The sequence below is a fragment of the Clostridium sp. MCC328 genome, assembly GCF_018785465.1.
GTDB lineage: Bacteria > Bacillota > Clostridia > Lachnospirales > Lachnospiraceae > Pilosibacter > Pilosibacter fragilis.
The window spans coordinates 67,758-94,228 of sequence record NZ_WQPW01000037.1; the positions used below are offsets into that span (position 1 = coordinate 67,758).

Consider the following 26,471-nt stretch of genomic DNA (forward strand, 5'->3'; position numbering starts at 1 on the left):
ATACCGATTATGAAGACCGATATCGAGATTGCACAGGAGACGAAGATGCTCCCGATTACCACCGTTGCGTCCCAGTATGGAATTACTGAGGACGATCTGGAACTTTACGGAAAGTACAAGGCAAAGATCTCCAATGAGCTCTGGCAGGAGATCAAGGACAGACCGGATGGAAAACTCGTTCTGGTGACAGCGATCAACCCGACTCCGGCAGGAGAGGGAAAGACCACAACCAGTATCGGACTTGCACAGGCGATGACAAAGTGCGGAAAGAAAGCGATGCTTGCTCTCCGTGAGCCATCCCTCGGGCCGTGCTTTGGAATCAAGGGCGGAGCAGCCGGCGGCGGATATGCCCAGGTCGTTCCGATGGAGGACTTAAACCTTCATTTTACCGGTGATTTCCATGCGATCACGACAGCGAACAACCTGTTGGCAGCACTTCTTGACAACCATATTCAGCAGGGAAATACTCTTGGAATCGACCCGAGACAGATCCTCTGGAAGAGATGTCTTGACATGAACGACCGTGTGCTGAGAAACATTGTAGTGGGACTCGGCGCAAAGGCAGACGGTTTCGTCCGCGAAGACCATTTTGTGATCACGGTTGCCTCCGAGATCATGGCGATCCTCTGTCTGGCAACGGATATGAAAGACTTGAAGGAGCGCCTCGGAAGGATCATTGTAGCATATAATTTTGCGGGTGAGCCGGTGACAGCGAAGGATCTCAACGCGGTCGGTTCCATGGCAGCTCTCTTAAAGGATGCCATCAAACCGAATCTGGTACAGACCTTAGAGCACACGGGAGCTCTTGTACATGGCGGACCGTTTGCGAATATCGCCCACGGCTGCAACAGCGTTATGGCGACAAGAACCGCATTAAAGCTTGCGGATGTGGCGATCACAGAGGCAGGATTCGGCGCAGATCTCGGCGCAGAGAAATTCTTTGATATTAAGTGCCGCAAGGCGGGGATCCATCCGGATGCCGTTGTTCTCGTGGCTACTGTCCGCGCGTTAAAGTACAACGGCGGTGTTCCGAAGGACCAGCTCTCCGAGGAGAATCTTGAGGCATTGAAGAAAGGTATCGTAAACCTTGAGAAACACATCGAAAACATCCAGAAATACCATGTGCCGGTTGTCGTTACTTTAAACTCCTTCCTCACGGACACAGAGGCAGAGTATGAATTTATCCGGAACTTCTGCGAGGAGAGAGGCTGTGAGTTTGCGCTGTCCGAGGTATGGGCAAAAGGCGGAGACGGCGGAATTGAACTCGCAGAGAAGGTAATAAACACCCTGGAGAAAAAGACGAGTGATTTCGCTCCGTTATATCCGGATGAGATGGGAATCTCCGATAAGATCGAGACCATTGCGAAGGAGATCTACGGCGCGGGCAGCGTAAGCTACTCACCGGCGGCAAAAAAGGCGATCGCGAAGATCACAGAGATGGGCTTTGGCGATCTTCCGGTCTGCATGGCGAAGACCCAGTATTCCTTATCCGATGACCAGAAGAAGCTTGGCCGTCCGGAAGGATTTGACCTGACTGTGCGCGATGCGTATGTGTGCGCGGGCGCAGGCTTTGTGGTTGCGCTTACCGGTTCCATCATGACTATGCCGGGACTTCCGAAGAAACCGGCAGCGGACAATATTGACGTGGACGAGAACGGAAAGATCATAGGATTATTCTAAAAAAGCAGTAAGAAAACTCACAGGCGGGCGCATATGTTCCCGCCTGTGTGGGTTATGAGAAAGGATGACGACAGTGGTAATTGGAGATTGGTTAAAACGCATGAAATACGATCTGGTTTGCGGCAGTCTGGACCAGAACGTAGATGAAGTGATCTATGATTCGAGAAAGGCAAGACCGGATTCCGTATTCGTGTGCATTCAGGGCAGCACCAGGGATTCCCACGAGTTTATTCCGGACGTATTAAGGGCTGGCTGTAAAGTTCTTGTGGTAGAAAAAGAAGTGGAAGTACCGGCGGATGTGACTGTGATCCGGGTCGAGAGCGGACGACTCGCGCTGGCGGAGCTTTCTGCGGCGAGATTCGGTTATCCGGCAGAGAAACTGATCACCATCGGGATCACCGGCACGAAGGGAAAGACCACGACGAGCTATATGATCAAGGCGGTCCTTGAGGCAGCCGGAAAGAAGACAGGTCTCATCGGAACGAATGGCGCAGTCATCGGGGATGTGAAATTCCCGACCTCCAATACGACACCGGAATCCTATGTGGTGCAGGATTATTTCCATAAAATGGTGGAAGCTGGCTGTGAGTGCTGTGTGATGGAGGTCTCCTCTCAGGCCTTAATGCTTCACAGGGTCGGCGGGATCATGTTTGACTACGGTCTGTTCACAAATATTTCTCCGGACCATATCGGGCCGAAGGAACACAAGAGCTTTGAAGAGTATCTTTTTTATAAGTCAAGGCTTCTTACTGTCTGCAAAACGGGGATCGTGAATCGTCTGACAGACCACTACGATGAGGTCGTAAAGGATGCGACCTGCAGACTTCTTACATATGCCCTGAACGGAAACGCGGATTTCATGGGTGATGACATTCACTATGCATCAAATCACGATTTTGTGGGAATTGAATTCTCAATCCACGGCATGCTTGACGGAAGAGTCCGCGTAGGGATGCCGGGAAAATTCAACGCGGATAATGCTCTGGCGGCGTTGGCGGTCTGCACTCTGGCGCTTTCCGGTGGAAGCGGGGTGCTTGATGATCATACAAAACAGGCAATCCTTGGATCCCTCGTGAAGGTCCGCGTGGATGGTCGCATGGAGATCGCGCACGTATCGAAAAAGTGCAGTGTGATCGTGGATTATGCCCACAATGCGGTCAGCATGGAAAGTCTTCTGACAACACTCCGGGATTATCATCCGAAGCGTCTCGTATGTGTATTCGGCTGTGGTGGAAACCGCGCCAGAGATCGCAGATATTCAATGGGGGAGATCGGTGGAAAGATGGCGGATCTCTGCATCATTACGGCCGACAATCCGCGTTTTGAGAAAAACGAGGACATCATCAAGGACATCGAGGTGGGCCTTGCGAAGACGGACGGAACATATCTTGTGATCCCGGACAGACGGGAAGCAATCTTTTACGCGATCAGGAACGCCGAGGAGGGTGACATGATCGCCATTATCGGAAAAGGCCATGAGGATTATCAGGAGATCGAAGGTGTGAAACATCATTTCCTGGATCGGGAAGTCGTGGAAGAGGCGGTAAAAGGATAATGTATGATCGTCCGCAGAGGGACGCAGACTGCAGCAGTAAAGGAGATTGGAAAGGAATGGAGAACGTAAGCGTTCAGGATATCGTCCTTGCCACCGGAGGCGTACTGCTCTCCGGAGATGACGGTGTCATGTTAAACAAGATCCGCCTGGATTCCAGACAGGTTGAGACCGGAGATCTTTTCGTGCCGATCATCGGCGAGAAAGTAGATGCACATAAATTTCTGGAACAGGTTGCTGAAAAAGGAGCCGGTGCGGTGCTTACAAGTGAGCATAAGGAAAAAACGGAAGAAATGGCGGAGACCTCCTGTGCCTGGATCGCTGTGGATGACACGAAAAAGGCACTTCAGGCCGTAGGCCGTTACCTCAGAAAACGTCTGACACTGCCCATTGTCGGTGTCACAGGGAGCGTCGGAAAGACCACAACGCGGGAAATGATCGCGGCGGCACTCTCCGCGCGGTTTCATGTATACAAGACTCCGGGCAACAGCAATAGTCAGGTAGGAGTTCCGATTACCGTGTCCGAGATCACAAAAGAAGATGAAGTGGGTGTTCTGGAGCTTGGAATGAGCGAGCCGGGTGAACTTACCGTGATCGCACGGATCGCGAAGCCGGATGTGGCAGTGATCACAAACATCGGGATCACCCACATCGAGCAGCTTGGATCCCGCGAGAATATTTACAGAGAGAAGCTGACGATCCAGGACGGACTTTCCGATGGCGGCATCCTCATCTTAAACGGCGACGATGATATGCTTTGCAGGACCAGAGGAAAGGCCGGTGTGAAGACAGTCTACTATGGCGCCGGGGAAACCTGTGATTACCGCGCGGTGGACATCGTCCTCATGGACGGAAAGACGGAGTTTACGGCTGTTCATGCGGGAAAAACCCAGAAAGTCCTCTTGAACGTCATGGGCACACACAATGTGATGAACGCTCTGGCAGCTATTGCGGTCTGCTGTGAACGCGGTATGACGATGGAAGAAGCCGCGGAGGGTCTTCTGACTTTCCACGGGTTCAAACACCGCCAGCAGGTCTATGCCGACGGAAGATTTACGGTGATGGATGACTCTTACAACGCGAGTCCGGCATCCATGAAGGCGGCTCTCGATGTGTTTCAGGGACTCACGGGAAAACGCCATATTGCTGTCCTTGCGGATATGAAGGAGCTTGGCGGGAATTATCTGGCCTACCACAGGGAGGTGGGCGAGTACGCGGCAAATTCCGGCGTGGATCTTGTTGTTACATTGGGCGAGGCATGCAGGAGTCTGGCAGAAGGCGTTCGTGCGGTGAAGGAGATTCCGGTGGTGGAATTTTCAGACTGCGGGGAGATGGTGAAATATCTGGAAGCGGAGATCCGGGACGGAGACTGCGTTCTCTTTAAGGGATCCAACTCCATGGGACTGTCTGCTGTGGCAGATCAATTCGTGGAGATGGCCGGAAGGTAGGAATGGCCGGAAGTTTTGAGAAGGGAGGGATCCGAAATGGAACCGTATGCGGATGTCATCATTGATCTTTCCGTAAAAAATGTGGACCGGATCTTCCAATACCGGATCCCTGACCATCTGAAAGAGCTTGTAAAGCCCGGAGTTCAGGTGAACATCCCTTTCGGAAAGGGAAATACCGAACGGAAAGGGATCGTGGTAGGTCTCTCAAAAGAGACAGATTATGACCCTGAAAAAATGAAAGAGCTCCTGGATGTGGAGACAGGCGCTGTCCCGATCCGTACTCAGATGATCTGCCTCGCCTTCTGGATGAAGGACCGCTATTCCACCACGATGAATCAGGCACTGAAGACGGTTCTTCCCGTAAAGGCGAAGGTGATGCCGAGGGAAGAACGTGTGATCGTTTCCTTAAAACCGAAGAATGAGATCGAAACGCTGCTTATAGAAGCGGAAAAGAAGAAATACCGGGCACGGATAAGGCTTTACCGGGCACTTCTTGAAAACGGGGAGCTGCCTTTGAAGCTGACTTCCGAAAAGCTCGGCATCACGGCTGCGATGCTGAAACCGTTAGTAGAAAAAGAGATCGTGGACCTGAAAACAGTCAAAAAAGAACCGGGAGCAGGAAACAGATTTCCAGAGACCGGACCTGTTGCCCTGAATCAGGAACAGAAGAACGCGGCGGAGACCGTGATCCGGGACTATGATTCCGGACAGCGTAATACCTATCTGCTCTACGGAATCACGGGAAGCGGTAAGACGGAGGTCTACATGGAGCTCATCGACTACGTCCTTCGGAAAGGCCGACAGGCCATCGTCCTGATCCCGGAGATCTCCCTGACTTACCAGACCGTGATGCGTTTTTACCGGCGATTTGGAAACCGGGTTGGTATCATGAATTCCAGACTTTCGGCGGGGGAGCGCTATGAGCAGTCGGAGAGGGCGGCAAACGGGGAGATCGATATTATGATCGGTCCGCGTTCCGCTCTTTTCACACCGTTTCCGGATCTGGGGCTTATCATCATCGACGAGGAACATGAGGGAGCTTACAAGAGTGAGACAGCACCGCGGTACGATGCCAGGGAGGTTGCAAAGGTCCGGGCAGATATGAGCCGGGCAGCCGTAGTCTTAGGCTCTGCGACACCGTCCGTGGAGAGCTATTATCTGGCAGAACAGGGCGAGTATAAGCTTTTGACCCTCACAAAGAGGGCAAAGGAGAACAGCCGTCTGGCGGGGGTCCATATTGTGGATCTTAGAGAAGAACTCGCAGAGGGAAACCGCTCGATCTTCAGCCGGAGATTAAAATGGCTGATCGAGGACCGGCTGGCGAACAGGCAGCAGGTGATGCTGTTCATGAACCGGCGGGGATATGCGGGCTTTGTGTCCTGCCGCTCCTGCGGAAAGGCTATGAAATGCCCACACTGTGATGTGAGTCTTACATACCACAAAAACGGACGGTTAAAATGCCACTACTGCGGATTTGAACGGCCGCTGCCGGATCGATGTCCGGCCTGCGGTTCCCCGTTTATCGCGCCCTTTGGGACGGGGACCCAGAAACTGGAAGAATTTACAAAGAGGGAATTTCCAAAGGCCCGGATCTTAAGGATGGATGCGGACACCACGGCAAAAAAAGGAGCTCATGAAGAGATCCTCGCCACCTTCGCAGAGGGCGGGGCGGATATTCTCATTGGGACCCAGATGATCGTAAAGGGTCATGACTTCGCGAATGTGACCCTTGTGGGTGTCATGGCAGCGGATCTCTCCCTCTATGCACCGGACTATAAGAGCGCAGAGCGTACCTTTGAGCTCCTGACTCAGGCATCCGGGCGGGCCGGGCGCGGGGAGCTTCAGGGAGATGTGGTGATCCAGACATATGCGCCGGACCATTATGCGGTATCCTCCGCGGCAGAGCAGGACTATCTGCAGTTTTACCGGCAGGAGCTTCTGTACCGGAAGATGATGGGATATCCGCCCCTTGTAAGACTTTTGACCATCGGACTTTCCTCAAAGAGGGAGGCGGATGTGATCCGTGCGTCAGAGGATATGAAACGGGTCATTCTGAGGGAATATGCACTGGATGGACTGAAGGTCATCGGTCCGGTGGAGGATTCCCCCTACAAACTTAATGATAATTACAGAAAAATTTTATATATGAAACATGAAAGTTATGATATACTATTAAAAGTCAGAAATTGCGCCCGGAAGCGGGAGAACATCCCGGATCTTTTCCGGAATGTGTTCGTCCAGTACGATCTGACTTAGTAGTTTTCGATAAAAAATTGAGAGGAAATAAGATAAAATGGCAATCAGACAGATCAGAACCATCGGAGATGAGATCCTTACAAAAGAGTGTAAGCCGGTAAAGGAAATGAATGAGAGGACCCTTGAGCTCATCGAAGATATGTTTGAGACAATGTATGAGAATAACGGCGTCGGCCTTGCCGCACCGCAGGTGGGTGTCCGCAAGCGCGTCGTGGTTATCGATGTGGAGGACGGAAACCAGTATGTGCTGATCAATCCGGAGATCCTCGAGACGAGCGGAAGTCAGACCGGTCAGGAAGGCTGCTTAAGTGTTCCGGGAAAATGCGGACAGGTGACCCGCGCGGATCATGTAAAGGCAAAAGCTCTCAATGAGAATATGGAAGAGTATGTGATCGAGGCAGACGGACTTCTCGCGAGATGCATTCTCCACGAGTGCGACCATCTGGATGGAAAACTTTACGTCGATCTCGTAGAGGGCGAACTTCAGGATACAGCCGGAGAGGATGAGGAATAGTATGCGTATTGTTTTTATGGGAACGCCGGACTTTGCGGTTCCGACGCTGACTGCTCTCATTGAGGGCGGACATGAAGTTGTGGCTGTGGTGACACAGCCGGATAAGCCGAAGGGGCGCGGAAAAGCCGTCCTTATGACTCCTGTAAAGGAAAAAGCGATCGAGTATGAAATCCCGGTATACCAGCCGGTAAAGGTGCGGGATCCGGAATTTGTGGAGCTTTTAAAAACGATGGCACTGGATGCCATCGTTGTCGTCGCATTTGGCCAGATCCTCCCGAAGTCCATTCTGGATCTTCCGAAATACGGCTGCGTGAATGTACACGCGTCCCTGCTTCCGAAATACCGCGGGGCTGCCCCGATCCAGTGGGCGGTCATTGACGGTGAGAAGGAGAGCGGAGTGACGACCATGATGATGGATGTGGGGCTGGATACCGGCGATATGCTGGAACAGAAAGCGATCCCGTTAGATGAGAAAGAGACTGGCGGAAGCCTGTTTGACAAGCTCTCTGCCCTCGGTGGATCCATGATCTTATCCACTTTAAAGGGACTGGAAAACGGAACGATCACGAGAACTCCACAGGGAGAGTCCGGTACTTCCTACGCGAAGATGCTCACGAAAGAAATGGGACATATCGACTGGACGAAGGACGCGGTGTCCATTGAGCGTCTTGTCCGCGGTTTAAATCCGTGGCCAAGCGCATATACATTATATGCCGGAAAGACGATGAAAATCTGGTCAGCAGAGGTTACGGATCTTCCGGGAGAAAGAACTCCGGGAAAGATTCATGTGACAAAGGACCGGCTTTTTTTGGAGACCGGAGAGGGTGTCCTTGATGTAAAGGAACTTCAGCTTGAGGGAAAGAAGCGGATGGATACAGCTTCCTTCCTGCGCGGTTTCCAGATGGAAGACGGAAGTTTCTGCGGGTAAGCTTCGCGGGTGATGCCGCGGGCGGTCCTGAAAATTCCGGCTGAAAAGCCGGCTGCCGGGACGACAGAAACGAGATCGAAAGGAGAGATGTTTTATGTACGGAATGTATGGTTACGGTTATGGTTATGGCCTTGATCCGACGATCATCCTTGTATTGATCGGAGTTGCCCTTTCTCTCTGGGCTCAGGGACGTGTAAATTCCACGTTCTCGAGATATTCCAGAGTCCGCAGCATGACTGGCATGACAGGGGCAGAGGCGGCGAGACGCCTTTTAAATGCGCAGGGAATTTACGATGTGACGGTCCAGCAGATCGCCGGTGAACTTACCGACCACTATGATCCGCGGACGAAGACCGTAAACCTGTCCCAGTCCGTATACGGAGCGACTTCCGTTGCGGCTATCGGTGTTGCTGCCCACGAATGTGGCCACGCGATGCAGGACAATGAGGGATATGCACCGTTACGGTTCAGAAGCGCTCTCGTTCCTGTGGCAAACTTCGGATCGAGACTTTCCTGGCCGCTGATCCTTTTGGGACTTGTGTTCGGCGGACTTGGTTCTCCGTTAGTGGAGATCGGAATCTTAATGTTCTCTCTGGCGGTGCTGTTCCAGCTTGTGACACTTCCGGTAGAGTATAATGCGTCTGCCCGTGCAGTAAGACTTCTGGATGCTCAGGGCATTCTCGCAGGAGAGGAAGTAAACGGGACGAGAAAAGTACTGAACGCGGCGGCACTGACCTATGTGGCGGCAGCAGCGACTTCGATCCTGCAGCTTCTCCGTCTCATAATTCTCTTTGGAGGAAGAAACAGACGTGACAGATAATACGACAAATATCCGGGAGGTCGTCCTTGACGTCCTTCTGGAAGTCCTTGAAAACCATAATTTGAGCCATATTGTTTTAAAACAGTCACTGGAAAAGTACCTGTTTCTGGAGCGTCAGGACCGCGCGTTTATCACAAGATGCGTGGAGGGAACTCTGGAGTACCGGATCCAGATCGATGCGGTGCTTGACCGTTTTTCGAAGGTGAAGACCGCGAAAATGAAACCGGTGATCCGGGAGATCCTCAGAATGTCGGTCTACCAGATTCTGTATATGGAGCGTGTGCCGGATTCTGCAGTCTGCAATGAGGCGGTAAAGCTCGCAAAGAAACGAAAATTCCAGAGGCTTTCCGGCTTTGTGAACGGTGTCCTGCGGACGGTCTCCAGAGAAAAAGGGAAACTCGTCTGGAAGGACGCTTCGGAGCGCTATTCGATCCCCCGGTGGATGTTATCCATGTGGGAGGAAATGTATGGAAAAGAGACTTCTGAAGCCATTGCCGCGTCATTTTTAGAGGAACGCCCCCTTACGGTGCGCTTTAACGAGAGCATTTCCCCGGCGGAGAAAACGATCGGAGAGTTGAGAGATCAGGGCATTACGGTGGAGGAGTCCGGGATATTTCCGGGGATCGCTTCGATCCGTGGTTTCGATTACTTAGACCGGGTGCGCGCGTTCTCGGAGGGAAAGATCACAGTTCAGGATCCAAGTTCCTCCCTTGCGGCACAGACGGCATCCATTGCCCCGGGAGATTTCGTTCTTGACGTGTGCGGCGCTCCGGGAGGAAAGGCCATGCATGCGGCAGATCTTTTAAAAGGTACCGGCATGGTGGAAGCGAGAGATGTGAGCGGGAGAAAGACGGATCTTATTGAGGAGAATATCATGCGCTGCGGCTTCCGGAACATTCGCACGAACGTCTGGGACGCAACAGTTCTGGATCCGTCTATGGTGGAGCAGGCAGATGTGGTTCTGGCGGATCTCCCATGTTCCGGTCTTGGAATTATCGGAAAGAAGCCGGATATCAAAGAGCGGATGACGAGAGATGAAATCAAAAATCTCGCGAAGCTGCAGAGAGAGATCCTTTCTGTGGTGAACCAGTATGTAAAACCTGGCGGAACGCTTGTTTACAGTACCTGTACGATCACAGAGGAAGAGAATAATGAGAACGCGGACTGGATCGAGAAGCATCTGCCGTTTGAAAAGAAGAGGATCGCGGATCTCCTGCCGGAGGCTCTTAAGAGTTCCTGCAGGGAGAACAGGATCCAGCTTCTTCCGGGACTCCATCCCTGCGACGGCTTCTTTATCTCTGTGTTCAAAAAGAAGAAATAATACTGCGCAGGTTCTGAATCCGCGGACATGACTGCCTGCGGATCCGTTAAAAACGGATTTATGTGGAAACATGACAGAACCGGGGCTTTTGGAGAATCGAGAATGGAAAAGAAAGACCTGAAATCAATGACACTGGAGGAACTGACAGAGTTCGTGAAGGAGATTGGTGAAAAACCGTTCCGGGCAAAACAGTTATACCAGTGGATGCATGTAAAATTAGCCGAGTCTTTAGACGAATGCACGAACCTCCCGAAGGCACTTAGGGAAAAGCTTTCGGAATACAGTACATACACGTCCCTTAAGACCGTGAAAATGCTGGAATCGGGAATCGACGGGACAAGAAAGTATCTGTTCGGTCTCGATGACGGAAACGTGATCGAGAGCGTCCTGATGAAATACCACCACGGGAATTCTGTGTGTATTTCCTCTCAGGTTGGCTGCCGCATGGGCTGCCGGTTCTGTGCGTCCACTCTGGACGGACTCACAAGAAATTTACGTCCTTCGGAGATGCTGGATCAGATATACCGGATCCAGAGATCCATGGGAGAGCGTGTCTCCAACGTGGTGGTCATGGGAAGTGGTGAGCCGATGGATAACTACGACAACCTGATCCGGTTTATCAGGCTCCTTTCCGATGAAAACGGTCTGAATATCAGCCAGAGAAACATCACAGTATCCACCTGCGGGATCGTACCAAAGATCTTAAAGCTTGCGGAGGAAGGTCTTTCCATTACTCTGGCACTCTCCCTTCATGCGCCGGATGATGAGACGAGAAAGACTCTGATGCCCATCGCCAACAGCTACTCCTTATCGGAGGTGCTTCCGGCATGTAAGGAATATTATAAAAAGACAGGAAGACGCCTGACCTTTGAGTACAGTCTGGTACAGGGCGTCAACGATAACCTTGATGAGGCAAAGCGTCTGACTGCACTTTTAAAGGATATGCAGGGACATGTGAACCTGATCCCGGTAAACCCAATCAAGGAACGTGACTTCAAACAGTCCAATCGGGATGCCATTGATGCGTTCAGGGGTTATCTTGAAAAACACGGGATCAATGTTACGATCCGCAGGGAGATGGGCCGCGATATCGGCGGTGCCTGCGGACAGCTTAGAAAGAGCTACCTGAGTGAGGAGGAACTGTCATGATCTCTTACGCGAAGACAGACACCGGTCTTGTGAGAAGATCCAATCAGGATTTCCTGTTTGCAGCGGATCAGCCGGTGGGACCGCTTCCGAACCTGTTCATCGTGGCAGACGGAATGGGCGGACATAAGGCAGGGGATTTCGCATCCCGGTATGTCGTGGAACATATGAAAGAATATATTGAAAATTCTGATCCGGCCAGTCCTGTGATGATCCTCAGAAAAGCTCTGGAGAAGACGAATCAGGGGCTTTTTGAGGAGGCTCAGGGAAACCCGGACCGGGAAGGGATGGGGTCCACTCTGGTTGCCGCTACGATCGAGGACGATATGATGTACGTGGCAAATGTGGGAGACAGCAGACTTTATCTTCTGCGGGACAGTCTGGCGCAGATCACGAGAGATCATTCCCTTGTGGAAGAGATGGTCGCGAGAGGAAAAATGGAGCGGGACAGCGAATCCTACCGGAGTCAGAAGAACATCATTACCCGCGCCATGGGAATCGGGAACCGGGTGGAAGCGGATTTCTTTGAAGTGCCGCTTCTCGAGTGTGACTGTGTCCTGCTCTGCTCTGACGGCTTGACGAACATGGTGGATGATGCCGAGATCAGCCGGGTCTTAAAGACAACGGACACGCTGAAGGAGAAGACGGAAGCGCTGGTTGATGAGGCAAACCGGAACGGAGGAAAGGACAACATTGCGATTGTCCTTGTAGAACCTCAGATAAGTGAGGTGAAGCTATGATTTTATACCCTGGAACGATGCTGCAGGACCGATATGAGATTCTGGAAAAGATAGGTTCCGGCGGAATGTCAGAGGTCTATAAAGCAAAATGCCATAAATTAAACCGTCTGGTCGCGATCAAGGTACTGAAATCGGAGTTTACTTCCGACGCGACCTTTGTCAGTAAATTTAAGATGGAAGCTCAGGCAGCGGCCGGACTTTCACACCCGAATATTGTCAATATATATGATGTCGTGGATGAGGGAGATATCCACTTTATCGTTATGGAGCTCGTAGAGGGAATCACCTTAAAGAGCTATATCACGAAAAAAGGTCATCTGGATGTAAAGGAAGCCATCGGGATCGCGATCCAGGTAGCGTCCGGAATTGAAGCAGCCCATGAACAGCATATCATTCACCGGGATATCAAGCCCCAGAATATGCTGATCTCCATGGACGGAAAGGTGAAGGTGGCGGACTTCGGGATCGCGAGAGCCGTGTCTTCCCAGACCATGAATGCGGCAACAGTTGTGGGATCTGTCCACTATATCTCCCCCGAACAGGCGAGAGGCGGATACAGCGATGAGCGGAGCGATCTCTATTCCTTAGGTATCACCATGTTTGAGATGGTCACCGGCCATGTTCCGTTTGAGGGGGACAACACGGTGACGGTCGCGCTGGCACATCTGGAAGAACCGATGCCGGATCCCAGAACGTTGAATCCGGATGTGTCCCCGAGTCTTGCGAGGATCATCTTAAAATGTACGGAAAAGAGACCGGAGCGCCGATACCCGAACGCGGCGGCCGTGATCAGTGACCTGAGAAGAGCACTCTTAAATGATGATGACCCGGCTATCGGCGCCGTTAAAGAGGAAGACCACAGCTCCGATACCATCGTCATCAGCCCAAAAGAACTGAATCTGATCAAGACGAGAAGTGGGGAACGGATCCGGGAGTCAAAGCCGGTAAAAGAGATCCGTGAGCGCAGGGAACGGCGGGATCTGGAAAAGCGGTATGATCAGACGGACAACGCGAAGAAGGAACCGAAAAAGAATAAAGTGGATGATGAAGCCACAGGACTGGAAAAGATCCTGACAGGCCTGGGCGTGGCGGCAGCCATCGTCATTGTCGCGGTTGTGATCGTGTTTGTCCTGAAGCTTGGCGGTCTGTTCAGAAGCAGCACTCCGGAGGATCCGACAAAAACCGTTTCTGAGGAAGCTATGACGGAAGAAGCGAAGACAACTGCGGCATCGGAGACTGTTATCAGCCAGAAGGAAGTCTATATGCCGAAGCTTGTGGGCCACTCCGAGGAGGAAGCCGAGAAGATCTTACAGGGACTCGATCTCACCATGCAGGTAGAGCAGAAAAACTCGGATGAAGTGGAAAAAGGCATAGTCATCTCACAGAAGGAAGAGCCCGATACCGTGATTCCGCGTTTCTCCAAGGTAACTGTTGTCATCAGCGCGGGTTCTGATAAGGTTGATCTCTCAGAACTTGGCCTTTCCGGAATGACACTGGAAACGGCGGTCCGCCTGTTGGAGGGAAAGAATTTAAAAGCAGATGTTCGGGAGGAAGCCAGCGAGGAGGTGACTTCCGGAACGATCATCCGCTATGAACCGGAAGAAAAAGTGGCCCTCGGAAGTACCGTAACTTTATATGTGAGTACGGGACCGGAGGAGGAATTCGTTCCTGTACCGAATCTTTATGGAAAGACGGACGCAGAGGCGGCAGCGCTTCTTTCCGCGGCAGGTCTTGTGACCGGAGAGGTCTCAAAGGAGTACGACAGTACGATCTCGGCCGGTCACGTCATCAGCCAGGGCGTTGAGGCAGGAACTCAGGTAGCACCCGGAGACACCGTGGATTACACCCTGAGTCTTGGGCCGGAAGCTCCGAAAAAACAGTTTATTGCGTCTCTGGATGCAAGCTACCCGCTTCAGGTCTCCTATGGACCGGGGGCAGCGTCCTCCGAGATCCAGATTCTGATCCGGTTAAAACAGACGGTGAACGGCAAAGTGACCTACACGAAGCTTGCGGAGCCGAAGTCTTACAGCGCGGACACAACCCTGAATATCAAGTTAGACAGGATTCGCGGCGCGGACGGCGTGCAGACCGGTGAGGTGGAGATCGTGGATCTCACGAACAACGTGGTACTGACATCCTACAATGTGACATTTACGGAGGTTGACGGTTGACTGGAAAGATCATAAAGGGAATTGCCGGATTCTATTACGTGCATGACGGCGTTTCCAAAGTATACGAGTGTAAGGCAAAGGGCGTATTCCGGAATCGGAAGATCAAGCCCCTTGTGGGCGACAATGTGGAGTTCGACGTGCTTTCTGAGGAGGAGAGCCTCGGAAATATCGTGGAGATCCTTCCGAGGGAGAATTCCCTGATCCGTCCGGCGGTGGCGAACATCGATCAGGCAATGATCGTGTTTGCCGTTGCTGACCCGGAACCGAATTTGAACCTTCTGGACCGCTTTCTGGTCACGATGGAAGCCCAGAATGTTCCGGTGGTGATCTGCTTTAATAAGACAGACCTCGGAAAAGAGGGTGAGGCAGAACGGCTTGCGGGAATCTATCGGGACGCCGGATATGAAGTCCATCTGTCCTGTGCCCTGGCGGGGGAAGGGATCGAGGCGATCCATGACCTCTTAAGGGGAAAGACAACGGCACTTGCCGGGCCGTCCGGTGTCGGGAAATCATCTCTGACGAACCGGATCCAGCCGGAGGCGGAGATGGAGACGGGGGCTGTCAGCGAGAAGATCCGCAGGGGACGCCATACCACAAGACATTCGGAGCTGTTCTTCGTTGAGAAGGAGACCTTCGTGATGGACACGCCGGGCTTCAGCTCCATCTTTGTCGACAATATGAAGCCGGAAGAGTTAAAGGATTTCTTTCCGGAATTTGAAACCTACGAGCCGGAATGCCGGTTTTTGGGCTGTGTCCATGTGGGAGAACGGGAGTGCGGCGTCAAGGAGGCCGTAAAAGCAGGAAAGATCGCGGATTCCCGGTATGAAAACTACCGGTTGATCTATGAAGAACTGAAGAGTAAAAGGAGATATTAAGATCATGTATATGTTAGCGCCATCGATTCTTTCAGCAGACTTTTCAAAACTTGGTGAAGATGTAAAGACAGTTTCTGACGCGGGAGCGCAGTACATCCATCTCGATGTGATGGACGGAGCGTTTGTCCCGAGCATTTCCTTCGGTATGCCGGTGATCTCATCCCTCAGAAAGACAACAGACCGAGTGTTTGATGTCCATATGATGGTGGAGGAGCCGGGAAGATATGTAAATGATGTCAGAAAGGCCGGCGCGGATATCATCTGTGTCCATCAGGAAGCCTGTCTCCATCTGGATCGCACCATCAACCAGATCAAGGAGACCGGTGCCAGAGCAGCTGTCGCGTTAAACCCGGCAACTCCGGTGGAGACACTTTCCTGCATCTTAAAAGAGGCAGATATGTTTCTGATCATGTCCGTAAATCCGGGATTCGGAGGACAGAAGTTTATCCCGTATACCTTAGAGAAGATCAAAAAGCTCCGTGGCATGTTGAATGAGGCCGGACTCAGCACAGATATCGAGGTGGACGGCGGCGTGAATGCGGCAAATGTCAGAGAGGTTCTCGATGCAGGCGCGAACGTGATCGTTGCGGGTTCCGCGGTGTTTAAGAACGATGCGGCAGCGAATACGAAGGAGTTCCTGAAGATCTTTGATGAGTTTGGTATCAAATAGAAAGAATATGCTTATAGCAGAGGGACGAAGGGAAATTTCGTTTTCGAGACCAGTAATTTCTGCGTTCCAGGTTATTAAAAATGAAAGTAAATAGAGTAGATAATTTTTTAATGATATAATAAGTTGATATATTATAATGCAACATATAGATTGTGTACATAAAGAGTTGTACTCTCAGAATTATGTGTTTAGGCTTTATTAAAATTATTGTGCGGAATATAAAAACAGATAGATATTGAGTATTCCAACGAAAGGAGAGCAGAATGATGGCTCGAAAGTACGTTGATCTTTCTGATGCTCCTTGGACAATGCATGAATTTTTTGCAGGGAGCGGTCTTGTAGGATACGGATTGAAAGGTATGTTTGCTCCTATTTGGGCTAATGACATTAGCGTGCAAAAAGCGGCCGTGTATATTGCCAATTTTGGAAAAGAACATTTCTTGCTTAATGATATTAGAAATATACATGGTGCAGAGCTCCCCTATGCCAATATGTCTTGGGCAAGCTTTCCATGTCAGGACTTGTCGTTAGCGGGTCCTTTAGGTGGAATTCATGCCTCACGCAGTGGACTTGTGTGGGAATGGCTTCGCGTTTTAGATGAAATGGTTGAGAAACCTAAAATACTTGTACTAGAAAATGTTACGGGGTTGTTATCTACGAATAATGGAGAAAATTATAAGGTACTTCATTATTCTTTAGTAGAGCGCAATTATAGATGTGGAGCAATTGTAATTAATGCTTCACATTTTGTTCCACAATCTCGACCTAGAGTGTTTATAATAGCAGTAAAAAATGACTGTGTAATACCGAATTCGTTGATTGGTCTCGGTCCATGTTGGCTTCATAATAAAGCGGCTACTGAGTTGGGCAGGCAGTTACCTGATTGGATTTGGTGGAATACGGATAAGCCGCCCCATTGCCGTCAAACAATAAAAGATATTGTTGAGAAAAATGTCCCATTTGATAAAGACGATATTTTGAGGCTTGTACCGGAGCGACATAAGGAAAAGCTTAACACTCATGAAACAGTTTATGCTACAGGTTATCGCCGAACAAGACATGGAGAGCAGCGGTTAGAACTACGTTGTGATGGCATTGCTGGATGTTTAAGGACGCCAGAAGGCGGTAGCAGTAAACAGTATTTAGTTATTAAGGAAGCTGGGGCAACTCATGCAAGACTTTTAACAGTACGAGAAGCCGCAAGATTGATGGGAGCACCGGATACATTCAAGTTGCCTGGAAGCTATAATGATGGATATAAAGCGATGGGTGATGCTGTAGCAATGCCAGTAGCTCAATTTATAGGCGAACGGTTTTTAACGAAAATTGCGGAGGCGATTTATAATGGATAATTCAGAAGCTCGCTTGAAAGTTTTTCAAGCTGAGAACAATATTTATACAAAGGGACCACTTTCACTTGTAATTCAAGTTACTCGATTGGTACGGAATAAAACTTTCCCACTCAATCCGAATGATCTTCAGACTAGCGGAAAGGGGCAAGTTATCGGACTGGGTGGAGGAAATTTAAAAAAAATTTTGAAGGAACATGGTATTACCCAGCAGCTTTCTGCCGAAGGTGGACGTACTAGCCGTGGCAGTATGGGATTGATGATAAAGTATGTTGAGTTTTTGAACGTGTGGAACACCGAAGAAAGTTTCGATTTAATAGTAGTAGAAGACTTTTGGGCAGAGCAAGTTCGCGAATATTTTAGAAATCAACCTTTTGTTCTTACTGCAGATACATCTAAGACAATTGGTGCAAATTTGAATGAACTTTTTGAGCAGGCAAAAAAACGCCAAAAGCAAAATCCTGGAACGCAGTATTTAGGGATAGTTTTACAACATCTTGTTGCTGCTAAATTGTGCATGATTATGCCTCATAATTCATTTGAAATTCATGGAGCCTCAGTTGCTGATGCTCCTACGGATCGTAATGGTGATTTTGTTATAAATAACATGATCATTCATTGTACTACCATGCCAGGTGCGCTATTAATTGAAAAATGCAAAGCTAACTTACGCAATGGAACATACCCAGTAATTATTACAATTTATGATCGAGTACACACTGCACTCAACTTAGCTGAAGATGCTGGACTTGCTGGACGTGTTGAGGTTTGGGATATTCAACAATTTCTCTCAGCGAATGTATATGAGCATAGTCTGTTTGATGAGACAAAACGTAATGCTACACTGTCAGACATCATCAGCAGATACAATGATATTGTGCTGCGTACTGAAACCGATCCTAGCCTACGAATAGAATTTGAGGCGAAATAAAGGATTGTAACTAACATTTTTAATATAAAAAATGCAATAGAGGTTGATAGTGGAATTATACTGTAAGATGAGTTCAACTGTGTATTTTCGAAAAATAGTCTGTATTTGCTACCGAATGTTCATGATATGAATGTAGGTCTCTCGTATGTACGATTAGATAATTGAATAAATGCGAACGCAGTATTAAACACACCCATAGAGAAAAGCAGATCTCCTAACCGACTGGATGATTTATACAACGAATATGGGAGTGTAAACTAGAAATGTAGTATGCCATTGAGAGAATCCTAAATGATACTAAATAATAAACGGCTTTCGAAAACAAACTTATAGCAGTTTGGGAGAGCTTAACAAGGAGGTTAATAGCATGCCCTATGCTGCTATAGATTTATTTTGTGGTGTTGGTGGACTAACCAAAGGGCTTGAACAAGCAGGGATTAATGTTGTTGCGGGACTTGATTTTGAGCCAAGTTGCCAATATGCATATGAAAAAAATAATAACGCAAAGTTTATTCAGCGTGACATAACGACTGTAACACCTGAAGAACTAAGTGCATTATATCCTGATAATCTTGATATACATATTTTAGCTGGTTGTGCGCCATGCCAACCATTTTCTAAATATACCCAAAGATATCGCAAAGCTGGATATAAAGATGAAAAATGGCGTTTGTTATACTCGTTTGGAGGACTTGCACAAGCGATACATCCTGAAATAATTGCGATGGAGAATGTTCCTGAACTTGAAAAAACAGCGGTTTTTAGCGATTTTGAAAATGGACTAAAAGACCATGGATACCATATTTTCCATAAAATAGTATACTGTCCAGACTATGGTATCCCCCAGAGCAGAAAACGGTTGGTGTTGTTGGCATCGTCGTTAGATGAAATTAGCCTACTTCCAGCCACACATTCGCATAGCAATTATGTTACAGTAAAAGATGCTATTGGAAATTTACCACCATTAATTGCTGGATCGACTGATCCTGATGATTTAATGCATTCAGCAACAGCTTTGTCAGAAAAAAATCTGAAACGTATTCGACAGTCTGTGCCAGGCGGGACATGGCGCGATTGGGATAAAGAACTTCAATTAAAATGTCATAAAAAGAGTTCTGGAAAAACATACCCATCTGTTTATGGACGGATGTTATGGGATGCACCATCACCTACTATTACAACGCAATTTTATGGTTATGGAAATGGTCGCTTTGGTCATCCTAGTCAGGATCGAGCGTTATCTCTTCGGGAAGGAGCCATTCTTCAATCATTTCCTAGAGATTATAAATTTATTAGCTCGACGGATATTCTTAACAAACATAAATTAGGTCTACAAATAGGGAATGCAGTTCCTGTTCGTCTAGGAGAAGTAATAGGGTTAAGTATTTTAGAACATATCCGGAGGTATAATGATGGCAAAGAAAAAAGTAACGCCTGAGCGAATTGAGGCGGCGGAACGTCAACTAAAGGACTTACAACGTCAAGTAGAATATGATACGAAAGATTATACCCTTGAATTGTTATTAGACAAGTTTGAAAAGGGAGATTTTTATATTCCGGATTATCAGCGCCAGTTTGTCTGGAAAGCTAACAACCGTTCTTTATTTATAGAGTCGGTATTACTTGGCTTACCGATTCCGTTTATGTTTTTTGCAGGGTGTGAAGATGGACGTCTTGAAATTATAGATGGTGCACAAAGAATGCAAACCTTGCGTGAATTTGTTAAATACAAAATGAAACTTAATAAGCTTGCAAAGCTTACTGAATTGGATGGATTCAGCTTTGATGATTTATCTACGGCTACGCGAAGAAAATTTCTTAATAGAACTTTTAGAGTAGTTGTGTTGGATGAAAAAACTACAACAGATATTCGCCAGGATCTCTTCAATCGTATTAATACATCTGGTGTTAAAGCATCCGATTCTGAAGTGCGTAGAGGTTCATATCCAGGAAAGTTAACAGACTATATTGAAAAATGTTGTAAAAACGAATTGTTTATTTCGCTTTGTCCAATTTCAAAGAGTAAAGCTGTGCGTCAAGAAAGATTTGAACTTGTGCTTAGATTTTTTGCTTACTTAAATGATTACAAGCATTTCGGACATGAAGTTAATCCATTTTTAAATGATTTTTTAGCGAAAAATATAGACAGTTTTGATGAGCAACAATATGAAGTTGATTTTGAAGGAATGCTTAATTTTGTTAAGAAACATTTTCAATTTGGATTCGCTAAAACTCAAAATGCCACAACTACACCGAGGGTACGTTTTGAGGCGATTTCTGTGGGAGTAGCTTTAGCATTACGTGAATACCCGGATTTAGAGGTGGAAAATGTTGATTGGCTTAATTCGAATGATTTTAAAGTATTGACAACATCTGATGCTAGTAACAATGAGGGAAAACTTGTTGCACGAGTTGAATATGTTAGGGATAAACTTATTGGGGCGAAAGTAAATGATTGCGATACATGATGTTCTTGATGACAGAAAAAGTGAAATAGAATTCTATTATTCGGTTATGGTAGATTTTGATAACAATACTAACGTTCTGCAAACGGTTGACAATCAGCGCTTTTTTCGTATTATGAAGTCTAATTTTTTGTTGATGCTCTATAATCTTGTTGAAGCAACCTTTACGACAGGAATGCTAGAAATATATGACCAACTAAAATCTGATGAATGCTCCTATGCTAATGTTATTGATGAGATTCAAAACATTTGGAGAGATTATAAGATTAAAGAAGTGTACAAGGCAGAGTCAGGTTTATCGACATACACAAATCGTGTTCACAAGGTTGTGCTTGATATTACGCAAAATACGCCATTAGTTCTTTCTAAAAGTATGATGGGAATTAATGGCAATCTTAACGCGAAGCAAATTAAGGCTATCTGTGATAAACATAGAATTCGTTACTGTGTATCGGATGATAGTTTAGTTTTGGAGAAAGTTAAGAAAAAGCGTAATTCTTTAGCACATGGAGATGAAAGCTTTAGTGTGTGTGCACGGGATTTGACTATTTCAGATTTGGAAACTATCAAAGATACAGTTATACAGTTTATTTCGGAGATTGTGGTAGGAATGGAAACGTATTGTGATGAAAAGCAATACTTAAGAATACAATAAGTATGTTGGTCATAATATCTACCGCCTTTATTGGATAGGGGGAAATGATGGACATAAATTGTTGTGGGATGGACATTATTTTTGATATATTATTATAGTTAGAATGAATGATATTTGTGAGAATACATGCTAGCTTGAAAGGCTCACAAAAGTTACATTATATAGTTGAACAACAGCCATATAATCCCTACCTATTATCTGGAAATGTAAAGAACATGTAGCTAGTATTCCATAGCAGAGGATGAAAAACCAATATGAGTTCAGATGAAAGAGAAATGGCAGATACCTGCCTGATCATATCGGGTGGACCGACGGACAGGAATTTTGCGTCGGAATTCGTGAAAGAACGGAAGTATCCCTATGTGGTCGCTGTGGACGCGGGTCTCGCCGTCTGCGAGGACCTGGGGCTCGTGCCGGACCTTGCGGTGGGAGATTTCGATACCTTTGGACTGGAGCGGATGGAAGAACTCCGAAAGAAAGAGGGCTGGGCGACGGATGTCCACAAGCCGGAAAAGGACGAAACTGACACGGATCTTGCGGTCCGCTCGGCGCTCCGTGCCGGTTTTCATACCGCCCATGTGCTGGGAGCCACCGGGGGGAGACTGGATCATGAGCTTTCCAATATCCACCTGATGCGGGCGGCGAAGAACGCCGGACTTTTTATGGAGATCTATGATGCGAAGAACAGAATATTCCTTCTGACGCCGGGTGATAGGGAACATTCCGTCTTTTTGAAGGATCATATCTACGGAAAATATGTTTCTTTTCTTCCACTGACGGAGAAGGTTCTTGGAATCACGCTGGATGGATTTAAGTATCCGCTGCATAATAAGGATATCTCGATTTTAGAGAACCCGAGCCTCTGCGTCAGCAATGAGGTTCCGGGGGAACGGGCAAAGATCTCGTTCCGGGAAGGAATTTTAATCTGCGTGGAGTCGAGAGATTAAAGGGGACGCTGTAGGAAAATGTTAACGTGAAAAAGCAAAAAGAGGGCTAAAATACGGTACAGTCTGCAATTCCACGGCAAGAAAACTAACTGGACTGTATAAAAAAAACAAAACTGGACATTTCATGCAATCCACATGCGTGTTACCATGGATGACAAGACAGAGGAGGCAATTTCTTGATGATGAGTCAGATACTTTCTGATGCGTCATGAAAAGCTCCAACTGTCAGTAACACATGAGGGGAGATCTTACTTATGAGAGAAAAGAATGGACAGTTAATGAAAATTGCGCAGGCTGGCCTGATGGCGGCACTCTGCTATATCGGATATGCCGTGTTCCCGGCAATCTCAGCCAGCGGAACGAAGATCCATATCGGAAACGCATTTGTTGTGCTTTCCGCATATCTTCTTGGCGGCGTTTACGGTGGACTTTCCGGAGCTGTCGGCTTATCCATCGCTGATATTGTCGGCGGCTATGCGGCATCCGCACCGAGAACCTTTATCACGAAGCTTGTGATCGGTCTTATCGCCGGTTTTGTTGCACATAAGATCGCAAAGCTTTCCGATGAGCATGACCACGCCTATGTGATCCGCTGGTCCGCGATCGCGGCTGTCTGCGGTCTCGGTTTCAACTGCTTCTTTGAGCCGGCATTAAAGTATGTATGGTATACCTTATTATTCCCGAATGCTGATAAGGCAGCATCCGCGATCAAAGCGCTGTTAGCGATCACAACCTACACCACGATCATCAACGCGGTGATCAACTCCGTGATTGCAGTCGTTCTTTATGCGGCGCTTCGTCCGGCGTTAAAAAAGGCAGGTTTTATCACTGCGGAGAGAGCTTAATTAAAAAGATTGGAAGATAAATTTATGCAGAAGAAAATTGCTGTGATCAATGATCTTTCAGGTTATGGCCGCTGTTCATTAACAGTGGCTATTCCTGTTTTATCCGCGATGGGTCATCAGTGCTGTCCGATACCGACGGCGATCCTTTCAAACCATACGGAATTTCCGGTTTACTTTTTCGATGACTATACGGAAAAAATGACCACATATACGGACAAATGGAAAGAACTTGGACTTTCCTTTGACGCGATCGCAACGGGATTTCTTGGGTCGGAGGCCCAGATCGGGATCGTCATGGAGATCGTTCAGAAATTAAAGGCAGAGAAAACGTTTGTTGTTGTGGATCCGGTGATGGGAGACCATGGACATGCCTATGAGACTTATACACCGGAGATGTGCGAGCAGATGAAGGAGCTTGTCTGCATGGCGGACGTTGTTCTCCCAAACGTGACGGAGTGCTGTATCCTCACAGATACACCGTATAAAGAAGAAAACTGGACGCGAAAAGAACTCCTGAATATGGCGATGATGCTGCGGCTCATGGGCGCAAAGTCCGTTGTCATCACAGGAGTGCGGGAGGGAAGCTGCTACACCAATGTGGTTCTGGAGCAGGGACAGTACGATGCAAAATTTATCCGGACAAGGTCCTCCGGTGTAGAGCGTCCGGGAACCGGAGATGTATTTTCCTCTGTTGTGGCGGGCGCGTTATTAAACGGGAAGTCCCTCCCGGAGGCGGTGAGCCAGGCAGCAGGATTCGTAAAAGAGTGCATAAAAGTCTCCGATGAGGAGCAGATCCCTCACGCGAACGGTGTTTGTTTTGAGAAGATTCTTGGTAAACTGATAAAAAAGTAGGAGAAATACCCTTCCTTTTCTCAGCAAAATATGATATATTTTTACCAAAGCGTGTTTTTACACGGCAATAAGGAGAAAAGCTCATGTTAGATTTAAGATTTGTAAGAGAAAATCCGGAAATCGTAAAGCAGAATATCCGGAATAAATTTCAGGACGCAAAGCTTCCGTTAGTAGACGAAGTGATCGAACTGGACGAGGAGAACAGAAAAGTAAAGAAGGAGGCTGATGACCTCCGCGCAAGCAGAAATAAGATCTCCAAGCAGATCGGCGCATTGATGGGACAGGGCAAGAAGGAAGAAGCTGAGGAAGTTAAGAAGCAGGTTACAGCAGCTTCCGACCACCTTGCTGAGCTGGAGGAGAAAGAAAAAGATCTCGAGGAGCGCATCAAGAAGATCATGATGACGATCCCGAATATCATCGACCCGTCCGTACCGATCGGTAAAGATGACAGCGAGAACGTAGAAGTTCAGAAGTACGGTGATCCGGTCGTTCCGGATTTTGAGATCCCGTACCACACAGAGATCATGGAGAAATTTAACGGCATCGATCTTGATTCCGCAAGAAGAGTTGCCGGCAATGGTTTCTACTATTTAATGGGTGATATCGCGAGACTTCACTCCGCAGTGATCGCATACGCGAGAGATTTCATGATCGAGCGTGGATTCACGTACTGTGTACCGCCGTTTATGATCCGCAGCGACGTTGTCACAGGCGTTATGAGCTTCGCTGAGATGGACGCTATGATGTACAAGATTGAGGGCGAGGATCTCTACCTCATCGGTACAAGTGAGCATTCCATGATCGGCAAATTCATCGACCAGATCATTCCGGAAGAGGAGCTTCCGAAGACCTTAACAAGCTATTCTCCGTGCTTCCGTAAGGAGAAAGGCGCACACGGCATCGAGGAGCGCGGCGTATACCGTATCCATCAGTTCGAGAAGCAGGAGATGATCGTTGTCTGCAAGCCGGAAGAATCCAAGATGTGGTTCGACAAGTTATGGCAGAACACGGTAGATCTGTTCCGTTCCATGGATATCCCGGTTCGTACCTTAGAGTGCTGCTCCGGTGACCTTGCTGACCTGAAGGTAAAATCTGTTGACGTTGAGGCCTGGTCTCCGAGACAGAAAAAATACTTTGAGGTAGGAAGCTGCTCCAACCTTGGTGACGCTCAGGCAAGACGTTTAAGAATCCGTGTAAACGGACCGGATGGAAAGAAATATTTCGCACATACCTTAAATAACACAGTTGTAGCCCCGCCGAGAATGTTAATCGCTTTCCTTGAGAACAACTTACAGGCAGACGGTTCTGTAAGAATTCCGGAAGTATTAAGACCGTATATGGGCGGAAAGACAGAGATCAAATAAATAAGGATTTGTAAAGCTGTGGCGATTCATTTTGTCACAGCTTTTTCAGTTGCAGGACAGATCCGGAAACTGACAGAATAACCGGGATTTTTGTCACGCAGAGCATATTACGAAGGAGATGAGATCCATGCCGGCAGCATTTGCGCATGATCTATACGGGAGAAAAGTATATATGGAGGCCGATCCGGTCGTCAAACGGATCATAAAGAAGGAACGGTACTGTTTCCTTTTAGGAGTCCACGGGCCGGATATCCTGTTTTTTTACAAAGCACTTGGAAAAAACAAGGTGAACCAGAAAGGCGTGCGGATGCACGGCGAACCCGCTGCAAAGCTCATGGAACGTGGCCGGATGCTGGTACGTGAGGCTGAGACAAGGGACGAGAGGGATGAGATGATCGCGTACCTCATGGGGGTCGCCTGCCATTTCAGCCTCGACAACCGCGTCCACGCTTACGTGAATGCAGAGGAGAAACGGACCGGGATCACCCACGCGGAGATCGAGACGGAACTGGAACGAAGACTTTTGGAGCGGGAACATATGCGCCCGCTGCACTCGAACCTCACCTGTCATTTAAAGATCACAGCCCAGACCGTGCGGGCATCATCGAGGCTTTTCGATGAAGATCCCATCAAGGTGGCAAAGGCGATCATGAGTTTTCGGACCATGAACCGTCTGTTTATCAACTCGAGTGAGAGGACGAAAAGGCTCTGCTGCTTCCTGCTGCGTTTTACAGGAAGCTATGGGGTCATTCACGGCATGTTTATGAGGAAACAGCCAACGCCGGGCTGTGAGGCCATCACAGACCACCTGGAGCGTGAATTTAATGAGGCAGTCCCTAAAGGAGCAGAACTTTTAAGCGATCTGCTTACATACCTGAGAGGAAAAGGACCGATGCCGGAAATCTTTCAGGGGAATTTTAACGGAGAATAGAGATGTGGCAG

23 protein-coding genes are annotated in these 26,471 nt (G+C 48.2%); all 23 read left to right on the forward strand.

Annotation, left to right across the window (positions count from 1 at the left end; genetic code table 11):
- The first annotated feature begins 9 nt into the window (after window positions 1–9).
- The 23 genes from GPK83_RS06925 to GPK83_RS07035 all read left to right on the forward strand — a co-directional run bounded on the left by GPK83_RS06925 (window position 10) and on the right by GPK83_RS07035 (window position 26,460).
- On the forward strand, window positions 10–1,680 hold the full coding sequence (locus GPK83_RS06925; protein WP_117483685.1) for a formate--tetrahydrofolate ligase: 1,671 nt from the start codon (window positions 10–12) through the stop codon (window positions 1,678–1,680).
- A gap of 73 nt (window positions 1,681–1,753) precedes the next feature.
- Window positions 1,754–3,235 (forward strand): UDP-N-acetylmuramoyl-L-alanyl-D-glutamate--2,6-diaminopimelate ligase, encoded by a 1,482-nt coding sequence (locus GPK83_RS06930; protein WP_118598136.1) that lies wholly within the window; start codon window positions 1,754–1,756, stop codon window positions 3,233–3,235.
- A 56-nt stretch (window positions 3,236–3,291) separates the two neighbouring features.
- Complete coding sequence (gene murF, locus GPK83_RS06935; protein ID WP_215704357.1) at window positions 3,292–4,680, forward strand: UDP-N-acetylmuramoyl-tripeptide--D-alanyl-D-alanine ligase; 1,389 nt, start codon at window positions 3,292–3,294, stop codon at window positions 4,678–4,680.
- 36 nt (window positions 4,681–4,716) lie between these two features.
- On the forward strand, window positions 4,717–6,936 hold the full coding sequence (priA, locus tag GPK83_RS06940; protein ID WP_215704358.1) for a primosomal protein N': 2,220 nt from the start codon (window positions 4,717–4,719) through the stop codon (window positions 6,934–6,936).
- Window positions 6,937–6,973: 37 nt separating this feature from the next.
- Complete coding sequence (gene def / locus GPK83_RS06945) at window positions 6,974–7,450, forward strand: peptide deformylase (protein WP_117469670.1); 477 nt, start codon at window positions 6,974–6,976, stop codon at window positions 7,448–7,450.
- Window position 7,451: 1 nt separating this feature from the next.
- Complete coding sequence (fmt, locus tag GPK83_RS06950) at window positions 7,452–8,378, forward strand: methionyl-tRNA formyltransferase (RefSeq protein ID WP_215704359.1); 927 nt, start codon at window positions 7,452–7,454, stop codon at window positions 8,376–8,378.
- 94 nt (window positions 8,379–8,472) lie between these two features.
- Complete coding sequence (locus GPK83_RS06955) at window positions 8,473–9,198, forward strand: zinc metallopeptidase (protein ID WP_215704360.1); 726 nt, start codon at window positions 8,473–8,475, stop codon at window positions 9,196–9,198.
- Window positions 9,188–10,519, forward strand: a complete 1,332-nt coding sequence (rsmB, locus tag GPK83_RS06960; RefSeq protein ID WP_215704361.1) for a 16S rRNA (cytosine(967)-C(5))-methyltransferase RsmB — start codon at window positions 9,188–9,190, stop codon at window positions 10,517–10,519. The genes GPK83_RS06955 and rsmB overlap by 11 nt, the downstream gene beginning before the upstream one ends.
- A 102-nt stretch (window positions 10,520–10,621) precedes the next feature.
- Window positions 10,622–11,668 (forward strand): 23S rRNA (adenine(2503)-C(2))-methyltransferase RlmN, encoded by a 1,047-nt coding sequence (gene rlmN, locus GPK83_RS06965; protein WP_215704362.1) that lies wholly within the window; start codon window positions 10,622–10,624, stop codon window positions 11,666–11,668.
- Window positions 11,665–12,405 carry a Stp1/IreP family PP2C-type Ser/Thr phosphatase gene (locus GPK83_RS06970; RefSeq protein WP_215704363.1) on the forward strand — a complete coding sequence of 247 codons (741 nt, stop codon included), beginning with the start codon at window positions 11,665–11,667 and terminating at the stop codon, window positions 12,403–12,405. Before rlmN ends, GPK83_RS06970 begins: the two co-directional genes overlap by 4 nt.
- On the forward strand, window positions 12,402–14,576 hold the full coding sequence (gene pknB / locus GPK83_RS06975) for a Stk1 family PASTA domain-containing Ser/Thr kinase (protein WP_215704364.1): 2,175 nt from the start codon (window positions 12,402–12,404) through the stop codon (window positions 14,574–14,576). Before GPK83_RS06970 ends, pknB begins: the two co-directional genes overlap by 4 nt.
- The gene (gene rsgA, locus GPK83_RS06980) at window positions 14,573–15,451 is read left to right on the forward strand and encodes a ribosome small subunit-dependent GTPase A (RefSeq protein ID WP_215704365.1); all 879 of its coding nucleotides are present in this window, start codon (window positions 14,573–14,575) and stop codon (window positions 15,449–15,451) included. Before pknB ends, rsgA begins: the two co-directional genes overlap by 4 nt.
- Before the next feature lie 4 nt (window positions 15,452–15,455).
- Window positions 15,456–16,121 carry a ribulose-phosphate 3-epimerase gene (gene rpe, locus GPK83_RS06985; protein WP_252196254.1) on the forward strand — a complete coding sequence of 222 codons (666 nt, stop codon included), beginning with the start codon at window positions 15,456–15,458 and terminating at the stop codon, window positions 16,119–16,121.
- 266 nt (window positions 16,122–16,387) lie between these two features.
- Window positions 16,388–17,473 (forward strand): DNA (cytosine-5-)-methyltransferase, encoded by a 1,086-nt coding sequence (gene dcm, locus GPK83_RS06990; RefSeq protein WP_252196255.1) that lies wholly within the window; start codon window positions 16,388–16,390, stop codon window positions 17,471–17,473.
- Window positions 17,466–18,401 (forward strand): DUF4928 family protein, encoded by a 936-nt coding sequence (locus tag GPK83_RS06995; protein WP_215704367.1) that lies wholly within the window; start codon window positions 17,466–17,468, stop codon window positions 18,399–18,401. Before dcm ends, GPK83_RS06995 begins: the two co-directional genes overlap by 8 nt.
- Before the next feature lie 367 nt (window positions 18,402–18,768).
- Window positions 18,769–19,839, forward strand: a complete 1,071-nt coding sequence (locus GPK83_RS07000) for a DNA cytosine methyltransferase (RefSeq protein WP_215704368.1) — start codon at window positions 18,769–18,771, stop codon at window positions 19,837–19,839.
- Entirely contained in the window at window positions 19,814–20,869 is a 1,056-nt protein-coding gene (locus GPK83_RS07005) for a DUF262 domain-containing protein (RefSeq protein ID WP_215704369.1), read from the forward strand. Before GPK83_RS07000 ends, GPK83_RS07005 begins: the two co-directional genes overlap by 26 nt.
- Window positions 20,853–21,521 (forward strand): MAE_28990/MAE_18760 family HEPN-like nuclease, encoded by a 669-nt coding sequence (locus GPK83_RS07010; RefSeq protein WP_215704370.1) that lies wholly within the window; start codon window positions 20,853–20,855, stop codon window positions 21,519–21,521. The genes GPK83_RS07005 and GPK83_RS07010 overlap by 17 nt, the downstream gene beginning before the upstream one ends.
- 254 nt (window positions 21,522–21,775) lie before the next feature.
- Window positions 21,776–22,468 (forward strand): thiamine diphosphokinase, encoded by a 693-nt coding sequence (locus GPK83_RS07015; RefSeq protein WP_252196256.1) that lies wholly within the window; start codon window positions 21,776–21,778, stop codon window positions 22,466–22,468.
- A 254-nt stretch (window positions 22,469–22,722) separates the two neighbouring features.
- The gene (locus tag GPK83_RS07020) at window positions 22,723–23,313 is read left to right on the forward strand and encodes an ECF transporter S component (RefSeq protein WP_215704371.1); all 591 of its coding nucleotides are present in this window, start codon (window positions 22,723–22,725) and stop codon (window positions 23,311–23,313) included.
- 24 nt (window positions 23,314–23,337) lie between these two features.
- Window positions 23,338–24,165 carry a pyridoxamine kinase gene (locus GPK83_RS07025; RefSeq protein WP_215704372.1) on the forward strand — a complete coding sequence of 276 codons (828 nt, stop codon included), beginning with the start codon at window positions 23,338–23,340 and terminating at the stop codon, window positions 24,163–24,165.
- Window positions 24,166–24,248: 83 nt separating this feature from the next.
- A complete protein-coding gene (gene serS / locus GPK83_RS07030; protein ID WP_215704373.1) occupies window positions 24,249–25,529 on the forward strand; it encodes a serine--tRNA ligase in 1,281 nt (426 codons plus the stop codon).
- A 127-nt stretch (window positions 25,530–25,656) separates the two neighbouring features.
- Window positions 25,657–26,460: a zinc dependent phospholipase C family protein gene (locus GPK83_RS07035; RefSeq protein ID WP_215704374.1), complete on the forward strand. Its 804-nt coding sequence runs from the start codon at window positions 25,657–25,659 to the stop codon at window positions 26,458–26,460.
- The last annotated feature ends 11 nt before the right edge of the window (window positions 26,461–26,471 follow it).

Excerpts from the sequence above, each read along its gene's own strand:
- GPK83_RS06925 (WP_117483685.1), top strand. The coding sequence starts at position 10 with ATGAAGACCGATATCGAGATTGCACAGGAGACGAAGATGCTCCCGATT.
- murF (WP_215704357.1), top strand. The coding sequence starts at position 3,292 with ATGGAGAACGTAAGCGTTCAGGATATCGTCCTTGCCACCGGAGGCGTA.
- priA (WP_215704358.1), top strand. The coding sequence starts at position 4,717 with ATGGAACCGTATGCGGATGTCATCATTGATCTTTCCGTAAAAAATGTG.
- def (WP_117469670.1), top strand. The coding sequence starts at position 6,974 with ATGGCAATCAGACAGATCAGAACCATCGGAGATGAGATCCTTACAAAA.
- fmt (WP_215704359.1), top strand. The coding sequence starts at position 7,452 with ATGCGTATTGTTTTTATGGGAACGCCGGACTTTGCGGTTCCGACGCTG.
- GPK83_RS06955 (WP_215704360.1), top strand. The coding sequence starts at position 8,473 with ATGTACGGAATGTATGGTTACGGTTATGGTTATGGCCTTGATCCGACG.
- rlmN (WP_215704362.1), top strand. The coding sequence starts at position 10,622 with ATGGAAAAGAAAGACCTGAAATCAATGACACTGGAGGAACTGACAGAG.
- GPK83_RS06970 (WP_215704363.1), top strand. The coding sequence starts at position 11,665 with ATGATCTCTTACGCGAAGACAGACACCGGTCTTGTGAGAAGATCCAAT.
- pknB (WP_215704364.1), top strand. The coding sequence starts at position 12,402 with ATGATTTTATACCCTGGAACGATGCTGCAGGACCGATATGAGATTCTG.
- rpe (WP_252196254.1), top strand. The coding sequence starts at position 15,456 with ATGTATATGTTAGCGCCATCGATTCTTTCAGCAGACTTTTCAAAACTT.
- dcm (WP_252196255.1), top strand. The coding sequence starts at position 16,388 with ATGGCTCGAAAGTACGTTGATCTTTCTGATGCTCCTTGGACAATGCAT.
- GPK83_RS06995 (WP_215704367.1), top strand. The coding sequence starts at position 17,466 with ATGGATAATTCAGAAGCTCGCTTGAAAGTTTTTCAAGCTGAGAACAAT.
- GPK83_RS07000 (WP_215704368.1), top strand. The coding sequence starts at position 18,769 with ATGCCCTATGCTGCTATAGATTTATTTTGTGGTGTTGGTGGACTAACC.
- GPK83_RS07005 (WP_215704369.1), top strand. The coding sequence starts at position 19,814 with ATGGCAAAGAAAAAAGTAACGCCTGAGCGAATTGAGGCGGCGGAACGT.
- GPK83_RS07010 (WP_215704370.1), top strand. The coding sequence starts at position 20,853 with ATGATTGCGATACATGATGTTCTTGATGACAGAAAAAGTGAAATAGAA.
- GPK83_RS07015 (WP_252196256.1), top strand. The coding sequence starts at position 21,776 with ATGAGTTCAGATGAAAGAGAAATGGCAGATACCTGCCTGATCATATCG.
- GPK83_RS07020 (WP_215704371.1), top strand. The coding sequence starts at position 22,723 with ATGAGAGAAAAGAATGGACAGTTAATGAAAATTGCGCAGGCTGGCCTG.
- GPK83_RS07025 (WP_215704372.1), top strand. The coding sequence starts at position 23,338 with ATGCAGAAGAAAATTGCTGTGATCAATGATCTTTCAGGTTATGGCCGC.
- serS (WP_215704373.1), top strand. The coding sequence starts at position 24,249 with ATGTTAGATTTAAGATTTGTAAGAGAAAATCCGGAAATCGTAAAGCAG.
- GPK83_RS07035 (WP_215704374.1), top strand. The coding sequence starts at position 25,657 with ATGCCGGCAGCATTTGCGCATGATCTATACGGGAGAAAAGTATATATG.